Genomic DNA, 25,505 nt, shown 5'->3' with positions numbered 1-25,505 from the left:
GTCACAAGGGGCCATCGGCCCGGGAAGGGGGAGGCGTGTCCGAGCCGGGGCAAAGCCCGCGCGCTGCCGGACAGGTGGCGGATGCCGCCATCGTCGCCTTCGGTGCCGGCATGGCGGTCTATGCCGCGCTCTGGCAGGAGCCGACACCGCGCATGGCGGCTCTCTGGGCTGCGGCGGGTGCCGTCTCGCTCGTCTGGCTCGGCTGGAAACGTGCGGCGACGCCGGTGCCGGTCCTCCTCGTGCTGGCAGTGGTCTGCGGCCTCGGGCTCGGGGCGTTGAAAACCGTCCGGATCGCGACGCCGGTGATCGAAAGGGACTGGTATGGTCCGGTCGCGGGGCGGATCGTGGCGCTCGACCGGTCGGCCGGTGGCCATCCGCGTGTGCTGCTGGAGGATGTCACGCTATTCGGATGGGCCGGCCCACCGCTTGAACGGGTCCGGATCGTGATGCGCGGCGATTTGCCTGACAGGCCCTTGCTGCCGGGCCAGGGACTGTTGATGGAAGCCGGGCTTGCCGCCCCGAAAGGCCCGGTGGAACCCGGCGGTTTCGACTTCCGGCGCTACAGCTATTTCCGCCAGATAGGGGCCACCGGTTTCGCGCCCCTGCCGGTGCTGCGCTATCCACCTGCCGACGCGCGCGGCTGGCGGACTTGGATCGAGGTCCGGCGCGTCAGTCTGTCCCGTGCACTCCGGTCGCGGATGGACGGGCGGAGCGGCGGGTTTGCCGCCGCGATCCTGACCGGTGACCGCTCGGAGCTTGATCCGGCCGATGTGGCGCATCTGCGAGCAGCGAACCTAGCGCATTTGCTGGCGATCTCCGGGCTGCATGTGGGGATGCTGACGGGACTGGTGTTTGCGCTCGCGCGGCTGGCGCTGCTGATGCTGCCATCGGTCGGGGACCGCTGGCCTGTTCGCAAGATTGCGGCACTTGCCGCGCTCGCGGCCGGGATTGCCTATCTCGGCCTTTCCGGCGGAAACGTGGCGACACAGCGGGCGTTTGTCATGGTGGCGATCATGCTCGGGGCCGTGATGCTCGACCGGCCGGCTCTGACCATCAGGTCGGTGACGATCGCGGCGCTGGTCCTTCTGTGCCTCGGTCCTGCCGGAACGGTGCTGGAGGCCGGCTTCCAGATGTCCTTTTCAGCCACGCTGGCGCTGGTCGCGGCCTTCGGCGCGGTCCGCGGGCGCTTCGGGCCGGCCAAAGGATGGGCGGCGCTTGCGACCCGTTGGCTCGCGGCTCTGGCGCTAAGCGCCCTTGTGGCAGGTGCCGCGACCGCACCGTTCGCCGCCTATCACTTCAATCTCGCGCCGCGCTACGGGCTTGTTGCCAACATGCTGGCCGTTCCGGTGATGGGCAGTGTCATCATGCCGGGCGCGATTGCGGCGGCCTGTCTCGCGCCGATCGGGCTGGCGGCGCCTGCGCTCTGGGTGATGGGGAAGGGGATTGCCCTGGTGCTCGCCATTGCCGCGACGGTGGCGTCTTGGCCCGGCGCGGTGGCGGCTGTGCCGGCCGGACCGCCCATGGCACTGGCTCTCGTCACGGCGGGGGGGCTGTGGGTTTGCCTTGCGGCGCGACGCAACTGGGGCGGCTTGCCGGTGGCGGCCGCGGGTATCGCCCTCTGGTTGCTCACGCCGCGGCCCGACCTGATCGTGGCCCCGTCCGGGCGCGTGGCGGGCCTTCTGACCGAAGCAGGGCGCAGCCTGTCGGACGCCCGCGGCGACCGGTTTGCGGTCGAGAACTGGCTTGCGGCGGATGGTGACACGGCGGACCTGAAAGCCGCCGCAGAACGGCCAGGCTGGACCCGCGATGGAGGGCTTCGTCTGGCCCGTTCGGGCGCGTGGACGATCGTCCTGATGCGCGAGGGTGAAGGGTTCGAGCCGGTCTGTCGGGCACAGCACCTGCTGATCCTGCCCGGCCCGGCGCCACAAAATGGCCCCTGCGTCGCGATCGGTCGATCCGATCTGGACCAGCGCGGCGCGGTTGCGGTCTATTTCCGGGGCTCAAACAAGCGGCCGGACCTGCGCTGGACCGACCCGGCACAAAGGGTGCGCCCCTGGGCCGGTGGGCCTTCGGTCCTCCAGTCCGGTCAGTAGGTCCGGATCAGACCGACCAACCGACCCTGCACCTTCACCTGATCATCGCGATAGACGCGGGTCTCGTAGGCCGGGTTCGCGGCTTCGAGCGCAATGGCGGATCCGTTCTTGCGCAGCCTCTTCAACGTGGCTTCCTCATCCTCCACCAGGGCGACGACGATATCGCCGTTGCTGGCATCGGGCTGTTCACGGATGACGACGATATCGCCATTGTTGATGCCGGCCTCGATCATCGAATCGCCCTTCACCTCCAGAGCGAAATGTTTCCCGCTGGATCCGAGCATGCCGGCTGGCACGGCCACATTGTGCGAAATCTCCTGAATGGCGGAAATCGGCGTTCCGGCGGCGATCCGCCCCATCACGGGCAGTTCGATCGCATAGCCGTCCGCCGCGGGGCGGAGGTCGGCTTCCGGTGCACGGTCGCGGCCGCCGTCGATCACGCGGGGCGCAAAACCGTCCTCCTGCGCCAAACCTTCAGGCAGGCGGACAATCTCGATCGCACGGGCGCGATGGGCGAGTCGCCGGATGAATCCCCGTTCTTCCAGCGCCGTGATCAGCCTGTGGATGCCGGATTTGGAGCGCAGGTCGAGCGCATCCTTCATCTCATCGAAAGAGGGTGGGATCCCGTCCCGGTCCATCCGCTTCTTGATGAAGGCCAGAAGGTCGTACTGCTTCTTCGTCAACATGGACTGCCCCTTTGTCGCCCTTTCGTTCCACCACGTTCTACAAAAGTTCGCGCTTTGTGTCAACGACTCCCGTTAAAGCTGCATCACCTCCACCGGGTCGCCGGATGCACGCGCCGGATCGTGGGGCGGCCGGATGAGGAGTGCATTGCTCGCGCTGAGCACCGACAGGAGCGCCGAATCCTGCCGCTCCGCCGGTGTCGCATGGAGCCCGTCGGCGCGGCGTTCGACCGTGGCGCGCATGAAATGCGCCCGCGGGCCGTTCGGTCCCATCGGGCGGGTCAGCGTGGCGGTGCGCGTGTCCATCGGCTGCAGGCCAAGCCCGGCCAGAACATCGAGCATCGGGCGCAGGAACACCTGCCCGCAAACCATGGCCGACACCGGATTGCCGGGCAGGCCGATCAGCGTCGCGTCCCCGAGCCGGCCGGCCATCAAGGGTTTTCCCGGCCGCATCGCGATCTTGTAGAAGTCGAGCGACAGGCCGGCGCCCTCGGCAGCGGTCTGCACCAGATCATGGTCGCCGACCGAGGCGCCTCCGATGGTGACGATCAAGTCCGACCCTTCCGCGAGGCGCAGCACCGCCTGCAGGTCCGCGACCGTATCACGCGCGATGGGCAGCAGGCGGCAGCGGGCGCCGGAGGCTTCCAGCATGGCCTTCAGCCCGAAACTGTTGGACGCAACGATCTGGTCCGGCCCGACCTCTGCGCCCGGCATCACCAGTTCGTCGCCGGTGGCAATCAGCGCGATACGGGGCTGGCGGATGCAGGGCAGGGTGGCGACGCCCATGGCTGCAATGAGCGCAATGTCGGCCGGACCCAGCCTGCGCGGCGCGCCCAGTTCCATGCCCGTCTCGAAATCCGCGCCGACCGGGCGGATGAAGGCGGCCGCCTCGATCCGGTTGTTGAGGGTGATCCGGTCGCCGTCGCGGCGCACATCCTCCTGGATGACGACGCGGTCGAGCGGATCCGGCACGGGTGCGCCGGTGAAAATCCGGATCGCGCATCCTGCGGGTACCGATCCGTCGAAGGCGCGGCCGGCGGCGGCTTCCCCGACCACGGGCAACGTGTGTCCCGGACGGGCATCGGCGGACCGCATTGCATACCCGTCCATGATGCTCGTGCGGAAGGGCGGCTGGGTGCGGGCGGCGCGGACCGGCGCGGCGAGCACGCGCCCGCCGGCCTCGGCCAGCGGCACCTGTTCCGCTTCAAGGGGCGACAGGAGCGCCGCGATCCGCTCTCTCGCCTCCTCGACCGAAATCATCAGTCTGCCTCGTAGCGGCCTGATTTCCCGCCATCTTTCAAGGTCAGCCGAATGTCGGAAATGACCATTGCCTTGTCGACGGCCTTCACCATGTCATAGACGGTCAGCGCCGCGATATTCACCGCTGTCAGCGCTTCCATCTCCACACCGGTCTGGCCGGTCGTGCGCACCTCGGCGCGGATCGTGACGCGGTTGTCCGCCATATCGGGCTGCAGGTCGACCGCCACCTTGCTGATCGGCAGCGGGTGGCAGAGCGGGATCAGGTCATGGGTTTTTTTCGCCGCCATGATTCCGGCGAGGCGGGCCACGGCGAGCACGTCGCCCTTCTTTGCACGACCTTCGACGATAAGCGACAGGGTGTCCGGCGCCATGTGCACCGCGCCTTCGGCCACCGCGACGCGCGCGGTCACGGGCTTGCCGGACACATCGACCATTTGCGCCTTGCCCTCGGCGTCGAAATGGGTGAGGCCGGAGGTGCTCATGCCGCGCCCCGCACCGGATTGGCGAGGAGACTGCGGGTCGCGGCTTCCACATCGGCCTGCCGCATCAGGCTTTCCCCGATCAGGAAGATCCGCGCGCCGATGGCGGCCATGTCGGCAAGGTCCTGTGGTGTGTTCAGCCCGCTTTCGGAGACGAGCATCCGTGCCGGATCGGCCAGTTCCGCCAACTTTCGCGAGGTATCGAGCGTGGTGTGGAATGTGTTGAGGTCGCGGTTGTTGACGCCAAGGAGCGGGGATTTGAGGGCGCGCGCCCGGTCCAGTTCGGCTGCGTCATGCACCTCCACCAGCACATCCATGCCCCAGTCGAAGGCCGCCGCCTCCAATTCAGCGGCCTGCGTGTCCGATACGCTCGCCATGATGATCAGGATACAGTCCGCGCCAAGCGCACGCGCCTCGGCCACCTGATAGGTGTCGTAAAGGAAATCCTTGCGCAGAACCGGCAGGTCTACAGCCGCACGGGCGGCTTCCAGATAGGCATCCGCCCCCTGGAACGAGGGCGTGTCGGTCAGCACGGACAGACAGGTGGCGCCGCCGCGCGCATAGGCCCGCGCCAGTTCCGGCGGGTCGAAATCCGCGCGGATCAACCCTTTGGACGGGCTGGCTTTCTTGATTTCCGCGATCAGGCCGTAGCCGTCCTGCGACGCCCTTCGGAGTGCGTCCGCAAAGCCGCGCACGGGCGACGCGGCACGCGCCGCCGCTTCAACCTCCGCCAGCGGGCGTGCGGCCTTGCGGGCGGCGACATCCTCGAGCTTGTAGGCCTTGATCTTGTCCAGAATGGTGGGCATGGGCGTCCTTGATTGGGTCAGGCGGCGCTGGTGATCCGCGCCAGTGTTTCGATGGCCTGTTTCGCGCGGCCGCTGTCGATACTCTCCCGCGCCATGTCGGCGCCTTCGCGCAGATCACCGGTCCGGCCGGCCACGACGAGTGCGGCGGCGGCATTCAGCAGCACCGCATCGCGATAGGCCGAGGCGGTGCCGTCGAGCAGGTCGCGGAAGGCCGCGGCATTTTCCGCCGGCGTTCCGCCGCGGATGCTGTCGAAAAGGTGCACCGGCAGGCCGGCATCCTCGGGATGCAATTCGCCTTCCGTCACGGTGCCGTCCTCGAGTTTCGCAACCCATGTGACACCGGCGATAGAAATCTCGTCCGTCCCGTCGCCGCCATGGACGAGCCAGGCGCGGTCGGACCCAAGCTGGCCGAGTGTCTCTGCCATCGGCCGCAAGAGCGCCCGGTCATAGGCGCCGGTCAGCTGCCGTTTGACGCCGGCCGGATTGGTCAGCGGGCCGAGAATGTTGAAAATCGTCCGCGTTCCCAGTTCCTGCCGCGCCGGCATGACATGACGGGTTGCGGGATGGTGCATCGGGGCCATCATGAACCCGATGCCGGCTTCCGCGATCGCGCGTTCCACGACCGGGGCAGGGACCATTACGTCCACGCCCATTTCGGTCAGCGCATCGGCGGCACCCGATTTCGACGAAAGGTTGCGGTTGCCATGCTTGGCAACTGTCACCCCGGCGCCCGCCACCACAAAGGCGGTCGCGGTCGAGATATTGAGCGTCGCTTTGCCGTCGCCGCCCGTGCCGACAATGTCCATCGCGTCTGCAGGGGCCTGAACCGGCACGCAGCGCGCGCGCATCGCGGTGGCTGCGGCGGCAACCTCATCGACGGTTTCGCCGCGCACCCGCAACGCCATCAGGAAGCCGCCGATCTGTGCCGGCGTGGCTTCGCCTTCCATGATCAGCCCGAAAGCGGTTTCCGCATCCCCGCGCGACAGCGGCCCTTCGGCCGCCGCGCCGATCAGTGCCTTGAACCCGTCGCTCATGCCGGCTCCTTCACGGTGTCGAGGAAGTTGCGCAACAGCGCATGGCCATGTTCGGACGCGATGGATTCGGGGTGAAACTGCACCCCGTGGATCGGCAGGTCACGATGCTGAAGACCCATGATGGTGCCGTCGGGCGTCTCTGCCGTCACCTCCAGCACATCGGGCAATCCGTCGCGGGCGACGACCAGCGAATGGTAGCGTGTCGCCTGGAAGGGCGAGGGCAGGCCTTTGAACAGGCCTGTGCCTCGGTGGTGGATCTCGCCCATCTTGCCATGCATGATCTGGTCCGCGCGCACAACGCGGCCGCCGAAAGCCTGGCCGATGCTCTGATGCCCCAGACAGACCCCGATGAGCGGCGTGCGCGTCTCCGCTGCGGCTTCTGTCAGCGCAAGGCAGATGCCCGCCTGATCGGGATCGCAGGGCCCGGGCGACAGCATGATCGCCTCGGGGCGCAGGGCCATCGCGGCCTGCACGTCCAGTTCGTCATTGCGGTAGACGCGGACATCCGCCCCAAGATCGCCGAGATAGTGCACCAGATTGTAGGTGAAACTGTCGTAGTTATCGATCAACAGCAGCATGCTGTTCCTCTCAATGGATTTTCACCGTTTTAAGGTGGTCTCGCCGGATTTGCGAGCTATACATGGTCTGATCATGGTTTCGGGGTCAAGGGCGCCTGTCCCCAAAAAAGCGCACGAGGTCTGACGAATGGCGAATGTGAAGGTGGAACGCGTAGGCGGGTTCTGGCGTGGGTTCTTCACCATGTGGTTCCTGATCGCGATCGGCATGGTGGCCTGGTCGATTTTCGGCCCCGGCGGATCGGACCGCGTGGCGGCACCGCCGATCTTCGAATCCCTCGCCCCGCTCGATACGCCGGAGACACCCGAAGGCGCGCGTCTGCCGCAGCAGGACGCACCCGCAGTGACGGCACCGGCGCCGGCCGCGCCCACGGCGTCGGCCAATGCTGGCGACACGACGCCCGACGCAACAGAGAGCACTGCGCCCCCCGTGGTCGGCGGTGCGCCGGATTCGGACGGATCGAGCGCGCCGGCGCTTCCCGGTGATGCCGCGCCCGCCGCTCCGCTCGGCGGATCGCAGGCGCCGGAAGCCCCTGCAAGCGACAGCCAGAGCAGCCTGACCGCGCCGAGCGGCGGGGACAGTGCGCCGGCAGCACTGCCAAGCGAACCGGCGACCGATGTGGCTCTGGCCCCGGCCGCAACCGAAGCGCCGGCCGAGCCGGAAGCCGAACTGGCCGATGCGGCGCCTGAAGAGCCGATCGACATCGTGCCTGACCGCGAGGAAGAGGAGATTGACCTCGACACGGTCGGTGTGCCGAAAGAGGAAATCATCATCGTGTCGGATGCGCCGGTGGGCGGCAGCGATTTTTCTGTCGGGTCCGCCACGGACGTGCAGATCGACGACAACCCGTTGTTGCTGCCGGACGGGCGGTTCGATCCGGAACTGGCAGGCGCGGATCCCGAGCTGAATAGCGCCGATCCGGAACTGGCGGGGGCCGACCCTGAATTGAGCGGTGCGGACACGCCAGCCCCGGCTGAGCAGGAACTGGCGCTTGCCGTGCCAGACACGGCACCGGCCCTGCCGCAGACAGGTGATGCCGCGCCTGCCGAAACCGGCGAGACGCCGGCGGCGGATGCGGCACCCGAAGCCGAAGCTGCCGACGCCGCACCCGAAGCGGATACACCGGCAGAGGGCGGTGACGGGAGCGAAGCGCCTGTGCTGGCAGATGCCGGCGGCGCAGCCTTCGAGGCTTTCGCGCAGCCCTATGACGGGCCGGGCGACAAGCCGGTCCTGTCGATCATCCTTGTCGATGTCGGCGCGGACGGTGTGGCGCGGGACGATCTTCTCTCGGTGCGTGTGCCGGTTACCTTCGCGCTTGCGGGCGACAATGAGGGGGCTGCAGCGGCAGCCATGGCCTATCGCGAGGCGGGGCATGAGGTGGTGGTCTTCACCCCCTATGACAGCCTGACCTCGTCCAGCGATCCGGCGGACACGGCCGCTGTCGTGCAGGGCATGCTCGACACGGTGCCCGGTGCGCTTGCCGTCATGGACCAGCCCGGCGGGTCGCTGCATCGCAACCGCGATCTGGTCAAATCGGTTCTGGCCGATATCAAGCCGACGGGGCATGCGCTGATCACCAATGCGGGCGGCTTGACCTCGGCTGCCGAACTGGCCGCGGTGGAAGGTGTCCCGGCCATCGAATCCTATCGTGTCATCGATGACGAACTGGACGTGGCAAAAATTGGCGCCGCGCTCGACCGGTCGGCCTTCCAGGCCTCCAAGGTCGGCAGCGCGGTTGTGATCGGCCACACATTCCCCGAAACGGTGAATGCGATCCTGTCATGGCTCCTGAACGGCCGGGCGAAGGCGCTCGAAATTGCACCTGTCAGCGTTGCCATTCGCCGTCAGGTGGAGGGGAGCTGACACCGGACCGCCGGACCGCCGCAGCCCCGGAACGACAAAAGCCCGCCGGACCGGCGGGCTTTTTCATGTCTGTATCTGCCGCCGGTCAGTTGCCGCGGAAGCTCACGAAAAGGCCGGCCTCGTCCGCTGCCTGTTGCAGGGCCTTCGACTTGTTGACCGTTTCCTGGAACTCGGCCTCCGGGTCGCTGTCATGTACGATACCGCCGCCCGCCTGGATATAGAGCGTCTGGTCCTTGATGACCGCCGTGCGCAGCGCGATGCAGATATCCATGTCGCCGCCGGCCGAAAAATAGCCGCAGCCGCCGCCATAGACGCCGCGCTTCTCGGGCTCCAGCTCGTCGATGATCTCCATCGCGCGGACCTTGGGCGCGCCTGACACGGTGCCGGCCGGCAGGCCGGCAAGAAGGGCGGCCAGCGCATCATATTTGTCCTGCAGGATGCCGCGCACGTTCGACACGATATGCATCACATGGGAATAGCGCTCGATGACGAATTGCTCATTGGGGTCCACCGTGCCGGTCTTCGACACGCGGCCCACATCGTTGCGGCCCAGATCGAGCAGCATCAGATGTTCGGCACATTCTTTGGGATCGGCGAGCAGATCGGCTTCGAGCGCCAGATCCTCCTCCGGCGTCTTGCCGCGCGGACGGGTGCCCGCGATGGGCCGGATCGTGACCTCGCGTCCCTTGACCTCGACAAGGATTTCGGGACTGGCACCGACAATCTGGAACCCGCCGAAATTGAAGAAGAACATGTAGGGCGACGGGTTCGTCCGGCGCAGCGCGCGGTAGAGCGAGAAGGGCGGCAGGGTGAAGGGCCGCTTCCAGCGCTGGCTGGGCACGACCTGAAAGATGTCCCCCGCCTTGATATAGTCCTTGGCCTTCGCGACCATCTCGAAATAGCTGTCGCGGCTCATGTTGGACACCGGCGACGGTGCCGTCCCGTCCGCGTCCAGGTCGCGCGTGTCCACAGGCGGCTGCCGGTCCAGATCGCGCACCGCATCCATGACCCGTTCGGCGGCCTGCGCATAGGCCGCGCGCGCCGACAGGCCGGAACTGGCCCATGCCGGAGAGATCACCGTGACCTCGCCCTTCACCCCGTCGACCACGACCATGACCGTCGGGCGCAGCATGACCGCATCGGGCAGGCCGAGCGGGTCGGGATTGGGTTCGGGCAATTTTTCCGCCAGCCGCACCATGTCATATCCGAGATAGCCGAACAGACCGGCGGCCATGGGCGGCAGATCCGCGGGCAGGTCGATGCGGCTTTCCTCCAGCACCGCGCGGAGCGAAGTCAGCGGGTCGGCATCTTCCTCGCGAAACGCGTCGGGATCGAACCGGGCGTCGCGGTTGATGGATGCGGTCGTCCCGTGACATTTCCAGATCAGGTCCGGCTTCATGCCGATGGCCGAATAGCGGCCGCGCACCTCGCCTCCGGTCACGGATTCGAGGATGAAACTGTCCTTGCGTGCTTGCGCGAGTTTCAGCATCAGCGACACGGGCGTGTCGAGATCCGCGACAAGGCGGGTATAGACGACCTGGTTCCGCCCGGCCTCGAACCCGGCGGAAAATGCGTCAAAGGCGGGCTGGATGCTCATCGTCAGGGGAACTGCGCGTTGATATTGTCGAGCAGCGCCTGATTGAGCGTCACCCCGGCCTCTGCTTGCAGGGCCTGTGCGAAATAGCCGAACATATCTTCCGATACCTGTCGGGAAATCTGCGCCCGAAATGTGTCGAGCAACTGGCCGTTATCCTCGGTATCGACATCGAAAGGCATGATGTCGGTCAGGTGCACGAGCAGGATGTCGTCTCCCGCCGTCAGGAGCATCGATTGGCCGGCCTCCAGTTCGAACAGGTCGGCTGCGAGCGTGGCCGGCAGGCCGGGCAGGGTGGTGTCGCGCGCGACAGGGCCCTGCGCCTCGATGCTGAGCGGGCGGTCCCCGATCGCATCCGCAAGCGTCTCTCCGCCCTCAAGCGCGGTCCGGATTTCCTCGGCCATGTCTGCCAGTTTCGCACGGCGGTCCTCGGCAGATTTGTCTTCCATCACCTGCGTCAGGATCGTGTTGAGCGGCTGCAGGACGGGGTCGGTCTCGCCCTCCACGCGCAGCACGAACATGCCGCCATCGCCCAGATCCTGCACGTCACGGTCTTCCCCGATCCCGGCCGCAAGCGCCTCGGCGCGGAACGCCTCATAGCCTGCCAGTCCCTGATCCATGGTTTCGTCGAAACTGATCGTCTCGAGCGTCAGGTCGGTTTCTTCGGCCAGTTCCTCCAGCGTCGCCCCGCCAATGATCAGGTCCTGCACCGGTTCGGCCAATGCGGCAATCCGGTCGAGCGCGATCTCGCGGGCTGCCTCGCGGCGCAACTCCTCGCGGGCCTCTTCGAACGGTGTGGATTGCGCGTCGAGAATGGCGTTCACACGGAAGAGCGCCGGGCCGAGCTTGCTGTCGACGGGGCCGACCACGCCAAGGTCCGTCGCGGCAAAGACCGCCTGGGCCGCCGCAGGGGCAAGATCTTCGCGCCGCTGGTCACCCAGGTCGATATCGCTGTCGCTCAGCCCGCGCTCGGCTGCGATCGCATCGAAATCGGCGTCGCCGGCATCGATCCTGTCACGGGCCTCCTGCGCCTGTTCGGCGGTGCCGAAGACGATCCGATCCACCGCGCGCAACTCAGGGGTATTGTACCGCTCGCCCGCATCCTCATAGGCCGCGCGCAAGTCTTCCTCGGCAATCTCCACCTGATCGATCATCAGTTCCGGCGTGACATAGGCCACGGTGATCTGGCGCTGCGCGGGTGTGGTGTAGCGCTCGGCATTTTCCTGATGGTAAGCCTGCAGCGCGCCATAGCCGGGCGAGGGGGCCTCGACCCCAAGCGTGTCGGCTGACAGGCGGACCATCTCGAAGCTGCGTTCCTCGCCCACATAGGCGGCAATCGCGCCGGGCAGGGCCATCGGCACGCGAATGCCGGCGCTTACGGCAGTGTTCAGAAGGTCGCGGGCAATCCCGTCGCGCACCAGTTCCTCATATTCCGCGGGCGAGAGATTCTGCCGATCGAGCGCAAACTCGTAGGCATCCTTGTCGAAACTGCCGTCGAGCCCCTGAAACGCCGGTGTCCGGCGCAGCTCTGTCGCCACGGTGGCGTCGCTCGCAGAGATCTGGCGCGCAGTGCTTTCGCCATCGAGCGCGGCCGTGTTCACGAGCCGCCCCAGCACCATCCGGTCGACGCCGAAAGCGCGGGCCTGGCTCATGGTCAGCGACTGGCCGGTCTGCTGCGAGAAGCGGTTGAGTTCCTGCCGCATGGCGCGGACATAGTCGTCCGCGGTCACATCTTCCTCACCCACGGTGGCGACGGCTTGCGGCCCAAATCCGGACCCGACCTGACCGCCGAAGCCGATCAGACCGACGATGAGCAGCCCCATGAGGATCCAGACGAAAATGTTGGATTTCTTCGAGCGGAAGGAGGTGAGCATGCAATGAAGTCCCTGCGTCAGAAAGGCTGCCCTTCGGGCAATGTTCCAAGCGTTTTAGGCACACAATCGGGGGGAAACAAGGCCAGTTAGGCGGCAAATCCCTTCAGCCTGTCGAAGAGTGTGGCGATCCCGCCCAGATCGGCATTGGCAAAGGCGATGCGAAGCTGCGCCTCGGCGCTGCCGTCGCCGCCCTTGGCGATGGTGGGGGCGAACATGGTGCCGGGCAGCACAAGCACGCCCTTGTCGCGCAAGAGCGCCTGCGCAACAGTGTCCGACGGGCTATCGAACGGATGTTCCAAGTAGGCGAAATAGGCCCCGCAGCCCAGAAGCTGCCAGCCGGCAAGCGCCGAAAAACCCTCTTCCATGGCCGCGCGGCGGCGCAGAACCTCGGCCCGCTCATCGGCCACGAACCCGCTCAGATGCCGCAATCCGTAGAGCGCCGCCCGTTGGCCGAGCTGGTTGGGGCAGATCGTGACCGTATCGAGGAATTTCTCCACCTCTGCCAGCACCGGTTCGCCCGCCACCAGCGCCCCGACACGGTGACCGGTCAGGCGGTAGACCTTGGAAAAACTGTAAAGCTGGATGACCGTATCGCCCCAGTCCGGATCTTCGAACAGGCGATGCGGCGCGCCGTCGCCGGAATGGAAATCGCGATAGGTCTCGTCGAGGATCAGCCGCAGGCCGCGCGACCGCGCCAGTTCGGCGAAACGCGCGATGAGTCCGGCCGGATATTCCGCGCCCGTGGGATTGTTCGGCGTCACGAGCACGATGGCGCGTGTGTCCGGTCCGATCAGCGCCGCGGCTTCCTCCGGATCGGGCAGCATCCCGTCACCCGAGGGCAGGAGCCGAGCACGGATGCCGGCCATGTCGAGCCACATCTTGTGATTGAAATACCAGGGCGTCGGCAGGATGACCTCCTCGCCTGGGGCGGCCGTGACCGAAATAGCGGCGGCGAATGCCTCGTTGCAGCCGCTGGTGATCGCCACCTGACCGGGCGAGACCGGTGCGCCGTAAACTTCCGTCCAGCGCGCGGCGACGGCATCCCGCAGGTCGGGCAGGCCGAGCACCGGCCCATAGAGATGTGCCGCATCATCTGTCAGCGCCGCCTCTGCAATGGCCTCGCGCAAAGCCCGTGGCGGCGGCGCGACCGGCGCGGCTTGCGACAGGTTCAGAAGCGGCTGGTCGGGGTCGGGCGTGGCTTCGGCCAGCCAGCGGCGCGCTTCCATCACAGGGGGGGCGAAGGTTTCCTCGATCGTATGGCTGAAACGGGGCGCGGGCATGGGCAGTCTCCTTGGTCGGTCGGAGAGTGGTCGAAACCGCTGCCCCGCGCAAGACCGACGGCACCCGCTTGCCCTTGACGCTGCTGGCGGCCTCGCGCATGAACCGCGCATGGCACCCGCACCCATCCTGACCCTCGCCGATATCACGCTCGGTTTCGGCACCAGCCCGCTGCTCGACGGCGCGAACCTGTCGATCAATCCCGGAGACCGCATCTGCCTTGTCGGGCGGAACGGGTCCGGCAAGTCGACACTGCTGAAGGTGATGGCCGGACTGGTCGAGCCCGATGCCGGCACACGCTTCCTGCGGCCGGGCATGGCCGTGGGCTATATGGAACAGGACCCCGATTTCAGTGCCTACGGGACACTTGGCGACTATGTGCGAGACGGGCTCGATCCGGCCGATCATTTCCGCGCCGACATGGCAATGGAGGGCGTGCGGCTGAGCCCCGACATCGCGCCTGCAGCCGCGTCGGGTGGTGAGCGCCGCCGCGCGGCGTTGGCACGGCTCCTGTCGCGCGACGTGGATCTGATGCTGCTCGATGAGCCGACAAACCATCTCGATATCGGGATCATTTCCTGGCTCGAAGGGTTCCTGCGCGACACCCGCACGGCCTTTGTCCTGATCAGCCATGACCGCGCCTTTCTGAAAAACCTGACCGAGGCCACGCTCTGGATCGACCGCGGCACGGTGCGCCGGATGGAGAAGGGCTTTGCCGCCTTCGAGGACTGGCGCGACAAGATCCATGCCGAGGAAGATCTTGAACGGCACAAGCTGGACCGGCTCATCAAGGCCGAGGGCCGCTGGGCGGTCGAAGGCATCTCGGCCCGCCGGAAACGCAACATGGGCCGCGTCCGGCGCCTGCAGGACATGCGGGCGGAACGGGCCGCACAGGTGCGCCGCAGCGGGACGGCCGCGCTGGCCTTCGATGCCGCCCCCGGCTCCGGCAAACTGGTGGCCGAGGCCGAACATGTCACCAAGGCGTTCGGCGCCAAGGTGATCCTACGTGACTTCTCCATCCGCGTGATGCGCGGGGAAACGGTGGCGCTCGTCGGGGAGAATGGCAGCGGCAAAACCACACTTCTCAACATCCTGACCGGAGCCGAACCGCCGGACAGCGGGCGCGTGCGCATCGGGACCGGATTGCTGCCGGTGACATTCGACCAGAACCGCGCGGCGCTCGATCCGGACAAATCGCTCTGGGACACGCTGGCGCAGGATCCCGAACTGGGCGTGTCGGGCAAGTCTGATCAGGTGATGGTGCGCGGCACGCCGCGCCACGTCGTTGGCTACCTGAAGGATTTCCTCTTTGACGAGACACAGGCGCGCGGTCCGGTCTCGGCGCTCTCGGGCGGGGAGAAGGCGCGGCTGCTTCTGGCCCGCCTTATGGCGCGCGAAAGCAATCTGCTGATCCTCGATGAGCCGACCAACGATCTGGATGTGGAGACGCTTGATCTGTTGCAGGAACTGGTGCTCGACTATGGCGGGACGGTGCTTCTTGTGAGCCACGACCGCGACTTCATCGACCGCGTCGCCACGACAACCGTGGCGCTGGAGCCCGGTGGACGAGCGACCGTCTATGCCGGTGGCTGGTCCGATATGCTCGCGCAACGCGGCGATGCGGGGCCGGTCGGCAGCGGGCAGACGGTGGCGCCGAAACCCGCGCCACGCAAAACCGCTCAAACTCCGAAACCGGATGTGTCAGACACGGCTGCGCGCAAGGTGAACCGCCAGCAGGTTGACCGGATCGAGAAGGACATGGCGCGGGTCAGTGCGGAAATCGAGAAGCTTGAAACCTTCCTCGCCGATCCGGACCTGTTTTCCACCGCGCCCGAAAAGTTCGAGAAGGCGAGTGCAGGGCTTCTGGAGCGGCAGGAGCGGCTGGCGGCGCTGGAAGAACAGTGGCTGGAGCTGGAAGCGGGCGAATAGCGGCCCTTCGGGGCTCCGTTTCGCCCGAGATCCGCGCCCGTTTGCCCTGAAAACAATGCCGCGGCGCTCTTGGGGCACTGTTTCCGAAATCGCAATTCTCCGTTTGCGCACCACAAGGGTGCATTACCGAGCCGTGAAAGCCTGAAATATCAGTCTATTCACACCGATCCAAACCGGTTTCATCCCCGCGGCGTGATGCGCAAATGTCCGCGTGTCGGTCCCTCCAAGTCCCTGACCTGAAACGCATTTCCAGCCGCTTCTCGGCGCGAAACGGGTGGTTGGTATGATCCGCAAGATAACATTCAAGGGGGGCTGAACCTCACAAAATCGTCTGATTTCCGAGCGTTGCAGAGCGTCCTGAACCTTCCCAAATCCCAGTCATGCCGAACAGCAACGGCATCAAAACCGAAACCGAACTTTGAAAGGACACAACATGAAAACGCTCGTTACCGCCGCTACTCTTGGCTTCGTCACCCTGGCCGGCACTTCTGCCTTCGCCATGACCAATGCCCAGCTTGCCGCCCAGCTCGGCGTGAGCCCGACGCTCTCCGTTTCGCAGCTGGCCGAGATCAAAGGCGTTGTCGACAGCGACCTGCGCCAGTGGGAAAAAGATCAGCGGATCGACGCCATCGTCGCGGAATGATCGAATGACCGTCGTAAACCGGGCGCGGCCGGAAGGCCGCGACCGGTCCGACAAAAGAAAGAGCGGCCCGACTTTTCGGACCGCTCTTTTCTTTTTGGGCGACGTGCCGGCAGTTCCGGTGACGAAGCCCCCGGTTTCTCAGACGTCGATTTCCTCGACGAACTGGGCATTCTCCTGAATATAGGCGAACCGAAGCTCCGGCTTCTTGCCCATCAGACGTTCCACCAGATCGCCTGTCTCCCCCGGCTCGTCCTCGTCGATCGTGACGCGGATCAGAGTCCGGCTGTCGGGGTTCATCGTGGTTTCCTTCAACTGGGACGGGTTCATCTCGCCCAGACCCTTGAAGCGGCTGACGTCGATCTTGCCGCGCCCGCCCAAGCCCTTTTCGAGCCACATGTCCTTCTCCGCCTCATCGGCCGCATAGACCGAGCGCGCGCCCTGCGTCAGCCGGTAGAGCGGCGGCGCGGCCAGATAGAGATGCCCCTGATCGATGAGCGGGCGCATCTGGGTGTAGAAGAAGGTCATCAGCAGAGCGGCAATATGGGCGCCATCCACATCGGCATCCGTCATGATGATGATACGGTCGTAGCGCAGATCCTCGACATTGAACTTGGCGCCGATCTGCACGCCCATCGCCTGACAGAGGTCGTTCAGCTCCTGATTCTGCATCATCTTGGAGCCGGACGCGCCGAGCACGTTCAGGATCTTGCCGCGCAGGGGCAGGACGGCCTGGGTCTTGCGGTCGCGGGCCTGTTTGGCCGAGCCGCCCGCACTGTCGCCCTCGACCAGAAACAGTTCCGACCCGTCCCGTGTCGCGCCGGAACAGTCGGCCAGCTTGCCCGGCAGGCGCAGCTTTTTCGTCGCCGATTTGCGCTGGGTTTCCTTCTCGGCCCGCCGGCGCAGCCGTTCTTCCGACTTCAGCACCAGATAGTCGAGGATGGCGCCCGCCGATTTCGTGTCGGATGCCAGCCAGTTGTCGAAATGGTCGCGCACGGAATTTTCGACGAGGCGCTGCGCCTCCGTTGTGGCCAGCCGGTCCTTGGTCTGGCCGACAAATTCCGGATCGCGGATGAAGACGGAGATCATCGCACAGCCACCCGACATCACATCATCACGGGTGATCTGGCCGGCCTTGCGGTTGTTGACCAGTTCGCCATAGGCGCGGATGCCCTTGGTGATCGCGGCCCAGAAACCGGCCTCATGCGTGCCGCCCTGCGGGGTCGGGACCGTGTTGCAATAGGAGGAGACAAATGCGTCGCGGCTCGGCGTCCAGTTGATCGCCCATTCCACGCGGCCGGGTGTGCCGGCGCCGAATTTTTCGGAGAAATCGACACGACCCGCGAAGGGCGCGTCACTGTAGGTGGCCGCGCCTTTCAGCGACTCGTTGAGATAATCGGCCAGCCCGCCGGGGAAATGGAACGTGGCCTGGGCCGGTGTCTCGTCGCCCTCTTTCAGGCAGACCGGATCACATTTCCAGCGGATTTCCACGCCGGAGAAGAGATAGGCCTTCGAGCGGACCATCTTCAGCAGCCGGGCCGGTTTCAGCCGCGCATGGGCGCCGAAGATCTCCGCATCGGGATGGAAGGTCACGCGTGTGCCGCGCCGGTTCTGGGTCGGTCCGATTTTCTCGACAGGACCTTGCGGGATCCCGCGCGAGAAGCTTTGCCGGAAAAGCTCCTTGTTGCGCGCCACCTCGACCTCGACGAAATCGGACAGAGCGTTGACGACCGAGATTCCGACCCCGTGCAGGCCGCCCGATGTCTCGTAGGCCTTGCCGGAAAATTTGCCGCCGGCGTGAAGCGTGCAGAGGATGACCTCCAGCGCCGATTTGTCGGGGAATTTCGGATGTGGGTCGATCGGAATGCCGCGTCCATTGTCCGAGATCGAGATCGAGAAATCGCCGTGCAGTTCGACCTCGATCCGGGTCGCGTGGCCGGCCACGGCCTCGTCCATGCTGTTGTCGAGCACTTCGGCCACCAGATGGTGCAGTGCGCGCTCGTCGGTGCCGCCGATATACATGCCCGGCCGTTTGCGCACCGGTTCCAGCCCTTCGAGAACCTCGATGGAGGAGGCGTCATAGCCCTGATCCGGTGCGGCACCGGCAAAGAGATCGTCGTCCGACATGGCGGCCTGTGACATGTGGCGGGTTTTCCCGAATCTGTTCTGCTCTTATCAAGCAGTATGGCAGAGCGCGCAGGGGAACAGCAATATCTTGTCCGCGCGCGCGGCGCGGTGATCGAGCGGAGACACGAGCAATGACACGGCAATTGACGATCGGGCTCGTTGCCCACGATGCGCGGAAGGACGGGCTGGTCGACTGGGCAAAAACCCATGCGGCGCTGCTCGCTCCGGCGCGGATCATCTCCACCGGGACGACGGGCGGGCGGCTGCTGGAGGCGCTGCCGGATCTGGATGTCACGCGAGTCAAGAGCGGGCCTCTTGGCGGCGACCAGCAGATCGGCGCGATGATCGCCGAGGACCGGATGGATGCGCTCATCTTCTTTGTCGATCCGCTGTCGCCCATGCCCCACGACGTGGACGTAAAGGCACTGATGCGGCTCGGGATCGTCTATGACCTGCCGATGGCCTTTTCGGCGCGCGCGGCCACGATTCTCCTGAAGGGGCTGGAGGCGCCGGGCGGGGGCTGACCACCATCTCTGCGGCTTGAGGCGGCTCGGCGTGATGCGGTAGGACGGAGGGAACAAGACCAAGAGCCCGAGGCCCCATGCCCGACGACCTGACCCCATCCGTGCCCGACTATTGCCAGAGCATCCTGCCGATCGCGCCCTGGGCGGCCAGCGCGACACGGCGGTTGCCGGGCATCCAGCCGTTTGGGGAAAAGACGCCCTTTCTGGTCGATGATGCCTTTGCCGGTCAGATGGCGGAACGCGACCGGCTGGTCGCACCCCGGCCCGACGCGGTCTGTGCCGATCTGCCGGAGGCGGCAGACGCGCTGGCCGAGTTGGACAGGATGGTGCTGGCTGCTTTGCAGGCACGACCGGACTATCAGATCGGCGATGGTTTCATCCGGCGGCCGGATGGTGCGACGGTCCCGACTGCGGGGCCGGTGACCCACAGGTTGGCGCGGCTCGTGCAGGAGGATCTTCTGATCCTCGAGGGGCAGGGCGGGGCTGCGGCGCGGCTCCTCGCCGCAACCTTGTGTTTTCCGGCAAGCTGGACACTGGCCGAGAAAATCGGCCGGTCCATGCTGCGGATCCATGCGCCTGTCGACCGCTATGCCGATGATATGGCGCGGCGTGTCGGCCGGCTCTTCGATGCGCTGCATCCTGACCGGCCGCTTTGGCGCGCCAACTACCACCTTTACGGCGCGCCGGATCTCTTCGCACCGCGGCGGGAGGGACAGGACCGTCCGGTCCCCGCAGCGGGCCCGCATTTCATCCGCGTCGAACGCCAGACGCTGCACAGGCTGCCGGAAACGGGCGCGATCCTCTTCGGGATCCACACATTCATGGTGCCGGTTCATAGCCTGACCGAGGATCAGCGCGAGGGGCTGCGCCCCTTCTGGCGGGAAGATGCCGGTTCGGTCTGGCTGTCCACCGAACCGGCCTAGCAGCTGCGCCCTAGCGCCCGATCGAGGGTGTGCTGCTCGGGACGGCCGGCACACCAAGGCCGAGGTCGATCAGGACCGGATCAACCACCTGGACATCCGCCCCGGCCGTCGCTCCTGTTGCGCCCGTGCCGGTTGCCGCGGCTGCGGTTGCGCTTGCGGCTGTGGATGCAGCACCACCGGCTGTCGCCGAAACACCTGCCTTGGCTTTCAGCGCATTGAGTGCCTGCGGGTCCGGAACGGTGCCGCGCCCGATCCATGTCCGCGTCACAAGCGCGATCTGCGCCGTGATACGGAGTTTCTGTGTCGCGCCGCGTGCAACGGCCGCTTCGGCCGCGGCTCCGCCAAAGGCTTTCAGGTCGGCATGGAGAAGCGACGTTGGGGCGAGCGGCCTGCCGGTGGCTGCATCATAGGGCCGGATATAGTAGCTGACCTTGTGCACGCCACCCGTGGAGCGCCGTGCCCGGTCGCTCAGCGCGTGGAACCTCGTGAGTTGCGCCCGCAGCACCACCGGCTGCGACCCGTTCATGTCGGCTGTGCCGGCGCGGATGCCATCCTCCAGAATTTGCCCAACCTGTGCGCGCCGGTCCCCCAATGGGTCTTCGCGCCAGACAATGTCGGCCACCGGTGCGAGCCGGTTCTGCTCGGACACCGACAGTTCGTCCGGCACCGACACGACAACATCGCGGATGACCCATTTGGAACTGACGGTTGTGGGGATCTGGCCCGGGGTCGCGACATCGACCGTGGTGCAGCCCGCGATCAGGCCCCCGACAGCCACAGTAGCCACGACAAGCAATTTCTGCAGAAACATGGTGTTACTCCCTTTGGGCCCTAGTGAACCGGCCGGACATGAGGATAGGGTAAACAGGGTCGCGCAGGGAAGATGGATTGGCGCCCGCACGGTGACAATTTTATGGAATATCAGGCTCATGGATCGCGTCGAGACACAATATGAACTCTACCCCTATCCGGAACGGGACCCGGAGGACGAGCGCCGCAGGCTGATCACCGGTTCGCCGTCAGACCCTGTGGAGGTGGACCATTTCCTTTTTGGCGGGCACGGCGACTGGCGGACGGACCGCCGCATTCTGGTGGCCGGGGGCGGCACCGGCGACGGGCTGATCCAGCTGGCCCAGAAAATGGCCGATACGGGCCGCATGCCGCGGATCACCTATCTGGACATGTCACGCGCCGCGCGCCGGATCGCGGAGGCGCGTGCCGAGATAAGGGGCCTGTCAGACCATATCGACTTCGTCACCGGCTCGCTTCTCGATGCACCGGAGATGGGGCCGTTCGACTATATCGACTGCACGGGCGTGCTCCACCACCTGCCGGACCCGGATGCCGGGTTCCGGGCGCTTGCACGCGCCCTGACACCCGATGGCGGGATCGGGATGATGGTCTATGCCCCCTACGGGCGGAGCGGCGTCTACGAAATGCAACCGTTTTTCAACAGGTTGCTACAGGATTTTCCCGAAGAGGAGAAGGTTGGAGCCGCCCGCCGGATCCTCCGGAACCTGCCGCCGCACAACCGGTTCCGGATGAACAGCCTGCTGGTCGATCACAAGCAATCGGATGCGGGGCTCTACGACCTTCTGCTGCACGCGCGTGACCGGCCCTATACGGTCCCGGACTTGCTGGCGGCGGTGGATCAGGCGGACCTGCAGCTTGTTTCTTTCACACAGCCAGCCAAGTACAGCCTCGAACCCCTTCTTCCTGAAGAGAAAAATCTGGCCGAGGCGCGAGAAGGACTGAGCGTGGCAGAGGAATGGACGCTGGCCGAACAGTTGCGCGGCGACCTGAAAACCCATGTCGCCTATCTGGCCCCGAAGGGCCGCACGGCACCGATGGCCGACATTGGCGATCCGGCGCTCCGGCCGCGGCTCAAGGGCATGCGGGCGGAGGCACTGGCCCGCGAGATCCAAACGAAGGGAAGGCTGCGCATCACCGACGAATCCGGCAAGCAGGTGTTGGTCATCCCCAAAGAGACCGCACCGCTCATCGCGCTGGCCGACGGCCGCCTCACACTGGGGCAGATGGCACAGGCCGCGGGGCAGGACTGGTTCGCCTTCTCGGCGCTCTGGCGCAAGGTCCACGGCCCGCTCCACGGTTGGGGCCTGATCCACTATTCCGACACGTTCCGCTGACCGGCGCAGCGCCAGCCGCCCTGGACTTCGGGCAAAGAAAAAGGGCGCCGAAGCGGCGCCCTTTCCCCCTGTATGTCCCGCCTGTCAGCAGGAATAGTACATGCCGAACTCGACCGGGTGCGGCGTGTGTTCGAAGGCGAAAACCTCGTCCCATTTGAGGGCCATGTAGCCTTCGATCTGGTCCTTGGTGAACACGTCGCCGGCCAGCAGGAAGTCCATATCGTCTTCGAGGCTTTCCAGCGCTTCACGCAGCGAGGCGCAAACGGTCGGGATATCGGCCAGTTCTTCCGGCGGCAGATCGTAGAGATCCTTGTCCGACGGCTCGCCCGGGTCGATCTTGTTCTTGATGCCGTCGAGGCCGGCCATCAGCAGGGCCGCGAAGCAGAGGTAGGGGTTCGCCGACGGATCGGGGAAACGGGCTTCGACGCGCTTGGCTTTCGGGCTTTCCGTCCACGGGATGCGCACGCAGCCGGAACGGTTGCGGGCGGAGTAGGCGCGCAGAACCGGAGCCTCGAAGCCCGGGATCAGGCGCTTGTAGCTGTTGGTCGACGGGTTGGTGAAGGCGTTGAGCGCCTTGGCATGTTTCAGGATGCCCCCGATGAACCAGAGCGCCTCGTCGCTGAGATCGGCATATTTGTCACCTGCGAAGAGCGGCTTGCCGTCCTTCCAGATCGACATGTTCACATGCATGCCGGTGCCGTTGTCGCCGGCGATCGGCTTCGGCATGAAGGTTGCCGACTTGCCGTAGGCCTGCGCCACGTTGTGGATGACATATTTGTATTTCTGCAGATGGTCGGCCTGCTCGGTGAGCGAGGAGAAGATCAGCCCCAGCTCGTGCTGGCAGGAGGCCACCTCGTGATGGTGCTTGTCGACCTTCATGCCGATGCGCTTCATGGTGGACAGCATCTCGGAGCGCAGGTCCTGGGCTGCGTCGGTCGGGTTGACCGGGAAGTAGCCGCCCTTGACGCCCGGACGATGGCCCATGTTGCCCATCTCGTACTCGGTGTCGGTGTTCCAGGCCGCGTCGGCTGCATCCACCTCGTAGGACACTTTGTTCATCGTGTTCGAGAAACGCACATCGTCGAACAGGAAGAACTCGGCTTCCGGACCGAAGTAGGACACGTCGCCGATGCCCGATGCCTTCAGGTAGGCTTCAGCCTTTTCGGCGGTGCCGCGCGGGTCGCGGTCATAGGGTTCGTTCGTGTCGGGCTCCAGCACCGAGCAGTGCAGGCAGAGCGTCTTTTCCGCGTAGAACGGGTCGACATAGGCCGAGCCGCAGTCGGGCATCAGTTTCATGTCGGATTTGTCGATCGACTTCCAGCCGGCGATCGAGGAACCGTCGAACATGAAGCCTTCCTCGAGGAAATCCTCATCGACCTGGTCGGCCATGACAGTCACGTGCTGCAGCTTGCCGCGCGGATCAGTGAACCGGATGTCGACATATTCGATGTCGTCATCCTTGAGTTGTTTCAGAACGGATGCTTGGTCGCTCATGTGGTCTTCCCTAATTGCAGTTCTAGATTTTCAGGATCAGAGGGCGTCGGGGCCGTCTTCGCCGGTCCGGATACGGATGGCCTGTTCGACGCTGGAGACGAAAATCTTGCCGTCCCCGATTTTGCCGGTCTTGGCGGCGTTGATGATGGCTTCCACCGCAGCGTCGACCTGATCGGCGGCAAGCACCACCTCGATCTTCACTTTCGGCAGGAAATCCACGACATATTCCGCGCCGCGATACAGTTCCGTATGGCCTTTCTGGCGGCCGAAACCCTTGGCTTCGATCACGCTCAAACCCTGCACGCCGACGTCCTGAAGTGCTTCCTTCACCTCGTCGAGCTTGAAGGGTTTGATGATGGCCTCGATCTTCTTCATATCCGATCGCTCCCCTCTGATTGGTCCGCCCCGGACGGGCGGCTGACGAACATGGCCTGTTGATGCATCTTGGATAAGGGTATGCAATCGCAGGAGAGTGGTGGTGCCGGTCGCGGGGTGGAGATTCCGTGAAATTGCCTAAAATATGTGCAGCCTGCCCAACAAAAGAGCGAAACGGAAAGGAGCGCCCATGCCTGAGCCGCAGACCGGACCCTGGAGCGTGATGGCCGCAACCGCCAACGGCGAAGGGGTTCCGCTCTTGACCGCGCGCACGATGGCAGATGTGGAAGCGCAGGCGATGGCGTCGGGTGCTGTCTCCGGCGGGTGGCTGATGGCCCGCGCGGGGGAGGCCGTGGTCGCCGCAATCGGCGACCGCTGGCCCGCCTTTGCACGCGCACCCGCTCGCGCGCTGATCCTGTGCGGTCCGGGGAACAATGGCGGCGACGGATTCGTGATCGCATCCCGTCTGCAGGAGCGCGGCTGGACCGTCACCTGCGTGCAGGCCGACCCTTCGGCAGAAATGCCGCCCGATGCCGCCGCCGCGCGGGAAGATTGGCAAAACCGTAGCGATATCAAGAGCTTTTCCGACCTTGAAGGTACCCACTGGACCGTGGACCTGATCGTGGACGCGCTGTTCGGCACCGGTCTTACCCGCGCGTTGGGCGGCCCGTTTGCGGAGCTGCCCGCGAAGATCGCGGACGCGCGGTCAGCGGGCACACGTGTGGTCGCGGTCGATGCGCCGAGCGGGCTATGTCTCGACAGCGGCCGGGTGATCGGCGCGCAGGCCGTCGTGGCCGATCTGACCGTACAGTTCGCATGGGCCAAGGCGGGCGCGATTCTCGGCCACGGTCCGGACCATTGCGGCTGGCTCGATCTGCGATCGATCGGGCTGGAGCGCTGGACACATGCTTTACCGGACGATCTGGCGAAATTGGTTGCGCGGCCGGACAGCCCCGACAAGCGCGCGGGTGCTCATAAATATGGTCACGGCGCGCTTCTGGTGCTGGGCGGACCGCCGGGAGCGGGCGGCGCGGCGCGGCTGGCCGCGCGGGCCGGACTGCGGATCGGGGCCGGTCTGGTGACGCTCGCCGTGCCGAAAGCCGCACTGCCGGAAAATGCCGCGCGTCTTGACGCTGTCATGCTCGCGGCAATGCCCGATGCGGCAGGTCTCGCTGGCCTTGCCGAAACGCGCAAGGCAACGGCCCTCTGCCTCGGGCCGGGGTTGGGGCTCGGCCTCGGATCGGGCAGCCGGGCACGGGTGCTGGCGGCACTGGAAACGGGGTTGCCTTCGGTCCTCGACGCCGATGCGCTGACGGTCTTTGCAGATGCGCCCGACCAGCTTTTCGAGGCAGTGCACGAGAAAACGGTCCTGACCCCGCATGGCGGCGAGTTCAAACGGCTTTTTCCCGATCTTGCGGCACAGCTTGCAGATCCGGTGACGACCGGACCGGCGTTCAGCCGGATCGATGCGGCGCGGGCCGCAGCCGAGCGGGCAGGGGCGACGATTCTCCTTAAGGGGCCGGACACGGTCATCGCCGCCCCCGACGGATCGGTGGCGGTGCATGCCGCCTGCTATGATGCCGCCGCGCCTTGGCTCGCAACGGCCGGCGCAGGCGATGTTCTGGCGGGCCTCATCGCTGGTCTGCTCGCGCGCGGTTGGGACGGGCCGCGAGCGGCCGCCACGGCGGCATGGATCCACGCCGATGCCGCCCGCCGCTTGGGCCCGGGGCTGATTGCCGAGGACCTGCCGGACATGGTCCCCGCGGTCCTGCGGGGTCTGAACGACACGCCCTCGGGCCGCTGAAC

General features: G+C 65.9%; 21 protein-coding genes. 8 read left to right on the top strand and 13 right to left on the bottom strand.

What is annotated here, in order from left to right; genetic code table 11:
- Window positions 1-35: 35 nt before the first annotated feature.
- Complete coding sequence (locus GSH16_RS10195; protein ID WP_160854639.1) at window positions 36-2,093, top strand: ComEC/Rec2 family competence protein; 2,058 nt, start codon at window positions 36-38, stop codon at window positions 2,091-2,093.
- On the opposite strand, the gene lexA is transcribed toward GSH16_RS10195, so the two are convergent.
- The 6 genes from lexA to GSH16_RS10165 form a co-directional block, all read right to left on the bottom strand.
- The gene (lexA, locus tag GSH16_RS10190) at window positions 2,087-2,779 is read right to left on the bottom strand and encodes a transcriptional repressor LexA (RefSeq protein ID WP_160854637.1); all 693 of its coding nucleotides are present in this window, start codon (window positions 2,777-2,779) and stop codon (window positions 2,087-2,089) included. The genes GSH16_RS10195 and lexA overlap by 7 nt on opposite strands.
- Before the next feature lie 72 nt (window positions 2,780-2,851).
- Window positions 2,852-4,036, bottom strand: coding sequence for a molybdopterin molybdotransferase MoeA (locus GSH16_RS10185; protein WP_160854635.1), 1,185 nt, complete (start codon window positions 4,034-4,036; stop codon window positions 2,852-2,854).
- Window positions 4,036-4,518 carry a cyclic pyranopterin monophosphate synthase MoaC gene (gene moaC, locus GSH16_RS10180; protein WP_160854633.1) on the bottom strand — a complete coding sequence of 161 codons (483 nt, stop codon included), beginning with the start codon at window positions 4,516-4,518 and terminating at the stop codon, window positions 4,036-4,038. The genes GSH16_RS10185 and moaC overlap by 1 nt, the downstream gene beginning before the upstream one ends.
- Entirely contained in the window at window positions 4,515-5,321 is an 807-nt protein-coding gene (gene trpC, locus GSH16_RS10175) for an indole-3-glycerol phosphate synthase TrpC (protein WP_160854631.1), read from the bottom strand. The genes moaC and trpC overlap by 4 nt, the downstream gene beginning before the upstream one ends.
- Window positions 5,322-5,338: 17 nt before the next feature.
- Window positions 5,339-6,355, bottom strand: coding sequence for an anthranilate phosphoribosyltransferase (gene trpD / locus GSH16_RS10170; RefSeq protein ID WP_160854629.1), 1,017 nt, complete (start codon window positions 6,353-6,355; stop codon window positions 5,339-5,341).
- On the bottom strand, window positions 6,352-6,933 hold the full coding sequence (locus GSH16_RS10165; RefSeq protein WP_160854627.1) for an anthranilate synthase component II: 582 nt from the start codon (window positions 6,931-6,933) through the stop codon (window positions 6,352-6,354). The genes trpD and GSH16_RS10165 overlap by 4 nt, the downstream gene beginning before the upstream one ends.
- 127 nt (window positions 6,934-7,060) lie before the next feature.
- Here GSH16_RS10165 and GSH16_RS10160 point away from each other — a divergent pair, with 127 nt between their 5' ends.
- Entirely contained in the window at window positions 7,061-8,794 is a 1,734-nt protein-coding gene (locus tag GSH16_RS10160; RefSeq protein ID WP_160854625.1) for a divergent polysaccharide deacteylase family protein, read from the top strand.
- Between the two features lie 85 nt (window positions 8,795-8,879).
- On the opposite strand, the gene trpE is transcribed toward GSH16_RS10160, so the two are convergent.
- From trpE to GSH16_RS10145, 3 genes are all read right to left on the bottom strand, one after another.
- Entirely contained in the window at window positions 8,880-10,391 is a 1,512-nt protein-coding gene (trpE, locus tag GSH16_RS10155) for an anthranilate synthase component I (RefSeq protein ID WP_160854623.1), read from the bottom strand.
- Window positions 10,392-10,393: 2 nt separating this feature from the next.
- Window positions 10,394-12,262 (bottom strand): peptidylprolyl isomerase, encoded by a 1,869-nt coding sequence (locus GSH16_RS10150; RefSeq protein WP_160854621.1) that lies wholly within the window; start codon window positions 12,260-12,262, stop codon window positions 10,394-10,396.
- A gap of 86 nt (window positions 12,263-12,348) precedes the next feature.
- The gene (locus GSH16_RS10145; RefSeq protein WP_160854619.1) at window positions 12,349-13,542 is read right to left on the bottom strand and encodes an aminotransferase; all 1,194 of its coding nucleotides are present in this window, start codon (window positions 13,540-13,542) and stop codon (window positions 12,349-12,351) included.
- Window positions 13,543-13,651: 109 nt separating this feature from the next.
- On the opposite strand from GSH16_RS10145, the gene GSH16_RS10140 reads away from it, so the two are divergent.
- Window positions 13,652-15,469: an ABC-F family ATP-binding cassette domain-containing protein gene (locus tag GSH16_RS10140; protein WP_160854617.1), complete on the top strand. Its 1,818-nt coding sequence runs from the start codon at window positions 13,652-13,654 to the stop codon at window positions 15,467-15,469.
- A gap of 433 nt (window positions 15,470-15,902) precedes the next feature.
- The gene (locus GSH16_RS10135) at window positions 15,903-16,112 is read left to right on the top strand and encodes a MerR family transcriptional regulator (protein WP_160854615.1); all 210 of its coding nucleotides are present in this window, start codon (window positions 15,903-15,905) and stop codon (window positions 16,110-16,112) included.
- 138 nt (window positions 16,113-16,250) lie between these two features.
- Here the strand turns inward: GSH16_RS10135 and parE are convergent, their stop codons facing one another.
- Window positions 16,251-18,236 (bottom strand): DNA topoisomerase IV subunit B, encoded by a 1,986-nt coding sequence (gene parE, locus GSH16_RS10130; RefSeq protein ID WP_160855196.1) that lies wholly within the window; start codon window positions 18,234-18,236, stop codon window positions 16,251-16,253.
- A 131-nt stretch (window positions 18,237-18,367) separates the two neighbouring features.
- Here parE and GSH16_RS10125 point away from each other — a divergent pair, with 131 nt between their 5' ends.
- Window positions 18,368-18,760 (top strand): methylglyoxal synthase, encoded by a 393-nt coding sequence (locus GSH16_RS10125; RefSeq protein WP_160854613.1) that lies wholly within the window; start codon window positions 18,368-18,370, stop codon window positions 18,758-18,760.
- Between the two features lie 77 nt (window positions 18,761-18,837).
- Complete coding sequence (locus tag GSH16_RS10120; RefSeq protein ID WP_160854611.1) at window positions 18,838-19,683, top strand: heme-dependent oxidative N-demethylase family protein; 846 nt, start codon at window positions 18,838-18,840, stop codon at window positions 19,681-19,683.
- 10 nt (window positions 19,684-19,693) lie between these two features.
- On the opposite strand, the gene GSH16_RS10115 is transcribed toward GSH16_RS10120, so the two are convergent.
- A complete protein-coding gene (locus GSH16_RS10115) occupies window positions 19,694-20,494 on the bottom strand; it encodes a DUF6778 family protein (protein WP_160854609.1) in 801 nt (266 codons plus the stop codon).
- Between the two features lie 118 nt (window positions 20,495-20,612).
- Here GSH16_RS10115 and GSH16_RS10110 point away from each other — a divergent pair, with 118 nt between their 5' ends.
- Window positions 20,613-21,830 (top strand): class I SAM-dependent methyltransferase, encoded by a 1,218-nt coding sequence (locus tag GSH16_RS10110; protein ID WP_160854607.1) that lies wholly within the window; start codon window positions 20,613-20,615, stop codon window positions 21,828-21,830.
- 84 nt (window positions 21,831-21,914) lie between these two features.
- Here GSH16_RS10110 and glnA read toward each other — a convergent pair whose 3' ends face one another.
- Window positions 21,915-23,324, bottom strand: a complete 1,410-nt coding sequence (gene glnA, locus GSH16_RS10105) for a type I glutamate--ammonia ligase (protein WP_160854605.1) — start codon at window positions 23,322-23,324, stop codon at window positions 21,915-21,917.
- 36 nt (window positions 23,325-23,360) lie between these two features.
- The gene (locus GSH16_RS10100; RefSeq protein ID WP_160854603.1) at window positions 23,361-23,699 is read right to left on the bottom strand and encodes a P-II family nitrogen regulator; all 339 of its coding nucleotides are present in this window, start codon (window positions 23,697-23,699) and stop codon (window positions 23,361-23,363) included.
- A 190-nt stretch (window positions 23,700-23,889) separates the two neighbouring features.
- Between GSH16_RS10100 and GSH16_RS10095 the strand changes: the two genes are divergently transcribed.
- Window positions 23,890-25,503, top strand: a complete 1,614-nt coding sequence (locus tag GSH16_RS10095) for an NAD(P)H-hydrate dehydratase (protein ID WP_235913101.1) — start codon at window positions 23,890-23,892, stop codon at window positions 25,501-25,503.
- Window positions 25,504-25,505 lie beyond the last annotated feature (2 nt).

Origin of the sequence: Oceanomicrobium pacificus (assembly GCF_009833495.1) — a bacterium.
In the GTDB taxonomy this organism is placed as follows: domain Bacteria; phylum Pseudomonadota; class Alphaproteobacteria; order Rhodobacterales; family Rhodobacteraceae; genus Oceanomicrobium; species Oceanomicrobium pacificus.
The sequence above is the reverse complement of the archived record's forward strand: the minus strand, read 5'-3'. Positions and strand labels throughout refer to the sequence as shown.

Excerpts from the sequence above, each read along its gene's own strand:
- lexA (WP_160854637.1), bottom strand. The coding sequence starts at position 2,779 with ATGTTGACGAAGAAGCAGTACGACCTTCTGGCCTTCATCAAGAAGCGG.
- GSH16_RS10185 (WP_160854635.1), bottom strand. The coding sequence starts at position 4,036 with ATGATTTCGGTCGAGGAGGCGAGAGAGCGGATCGCGGCGCTCCTGTCG.
- moaC (WP_160854633.1), bottom strand. The coding sequence starts at position 4,518 with ATGAGCACCTCCGGCCTCACCCATTTCGACGCCGAGGGCAAGGCGCAA.
- trpC (WP_160854631.1), bottom strand. The coding sequence starts at position 5,321 with ATGCCCACCATTCTGGACAAGATCAAGGCCTACAAGCTCGAGGATGTC.
- trpD (WP_160854629.1), bottom strand. The coding sequence starts at position 6,355 with ATGAGCGACGGGTTCAAGGCACTGATCGGCGCGGCGGCCGAAGGGCCG.
- GSH16_RS10165 (WP_160854627.1), bottom strand. The coding sequence starts at position 6,933 with ATGCTGCTGTTGATCGATAACTACGACAGTTTCACCTACAATCTGGTG.
- GSH16_RS10160 (WP_160854625.1), top strand. The coding sequence starts at position 7,061 with ATGGCGAATGTGAAGGTGGAACGCGTAGGCGGGTTCTGGCGTGGGTTC.
- trpE (WP_160854623.1), bottom strand. The coding sequence starts at position 10,391 with ATGAGCATCCAGCCCGCCTTTGACGCATTTTCCGCCGGGTTCGAGGCC.
- GSH16_RS10150 (WP_160854621.1), bottom strand. The coding sequence starts at position 12,262 with ATGCTCACCTCCTTCCGCTCGAAGAAATCCAACATTTTCGTCTGGATC.
- GSH16_RS10145 (WP_160854619.1), bottom strand. The coding sequence starts at position 13,542 with ATGCCCGCGCCCCGTTTCAGCCATACGATCGAGGAAACCTTCGCCCCC.
- GSH16_RS10140 (WP_160854617.1), top strand. The coding sequence starts at position 13,652 with ATGGCACCCGCACCCATCCTGACCCTCGCCGATATCACGCTCGGTTTC.
- GSH16_RS10135 (WP_160854615.1), top strand. The coding sequence starts at position 15,903 with ATGAAAACGCTCGTTACCGCCGCTACTCTTGGCTTCGTCACCCTGGCC.
- parE (WP_160855196.1), bottom strand. The coding sequence starts at position 18,236 with ATGTCGGACGACGATCTCTTTGCCGGTGCCGCACCGGATCAGGGCTAT.
- GSH16_RS10125 (WP_160854613.1), top strand. The coding sequence starts at position 18,368 with ATGACACGGCAATTGACGATCGGGCTCGTTGCCCACGATGCGCGGAAG.
- GSH16_RS10120 (WP_160854611.1), top strand. The coding sequence starts at position 18,838 with ATGCCCGACGACCTGACCCCATCCGTGCCCGACTATTGCCAGAGCATC.
- GSH16_RS10115 (WP_160854609.1), bottom strand. The coding sequence starts at position 20,494 with ATGTTTCTGCAGAAATTGCTTGTCGTGGCTACTGTGGCTGTCGGGGGC.
- GSH16_RS10110 (WP_160854607.1), top strand. The coding sequence starts at position 20,613 with ATGGATCGCGTCGAGACACAATATGAACTCTACCCCTATCCGGAACGG.
- glnA (WP_160854605.1), bottom strand. The coding sequence starts at position 23,324 with ATGAGCGACCAAGCATCCGTTCTGAAACAACTCAAGGATGACGACATC.
- GSH16_RS10100 (WP_160854603.1), bottom strand. The coding sequence starts at position 23,699 with ATGAAGAAGATCGAGGCCATCATCAAACCCTTCAAGCTCGACGAGGTG.
- GSH16_RS10095 (WP_235913101.1), top strand. The coding sequence starts at position 23,890 with ATGCCTGAGCCGCAGACCGGACCCTGGAGCGTGATGGCCGCAACCGCC.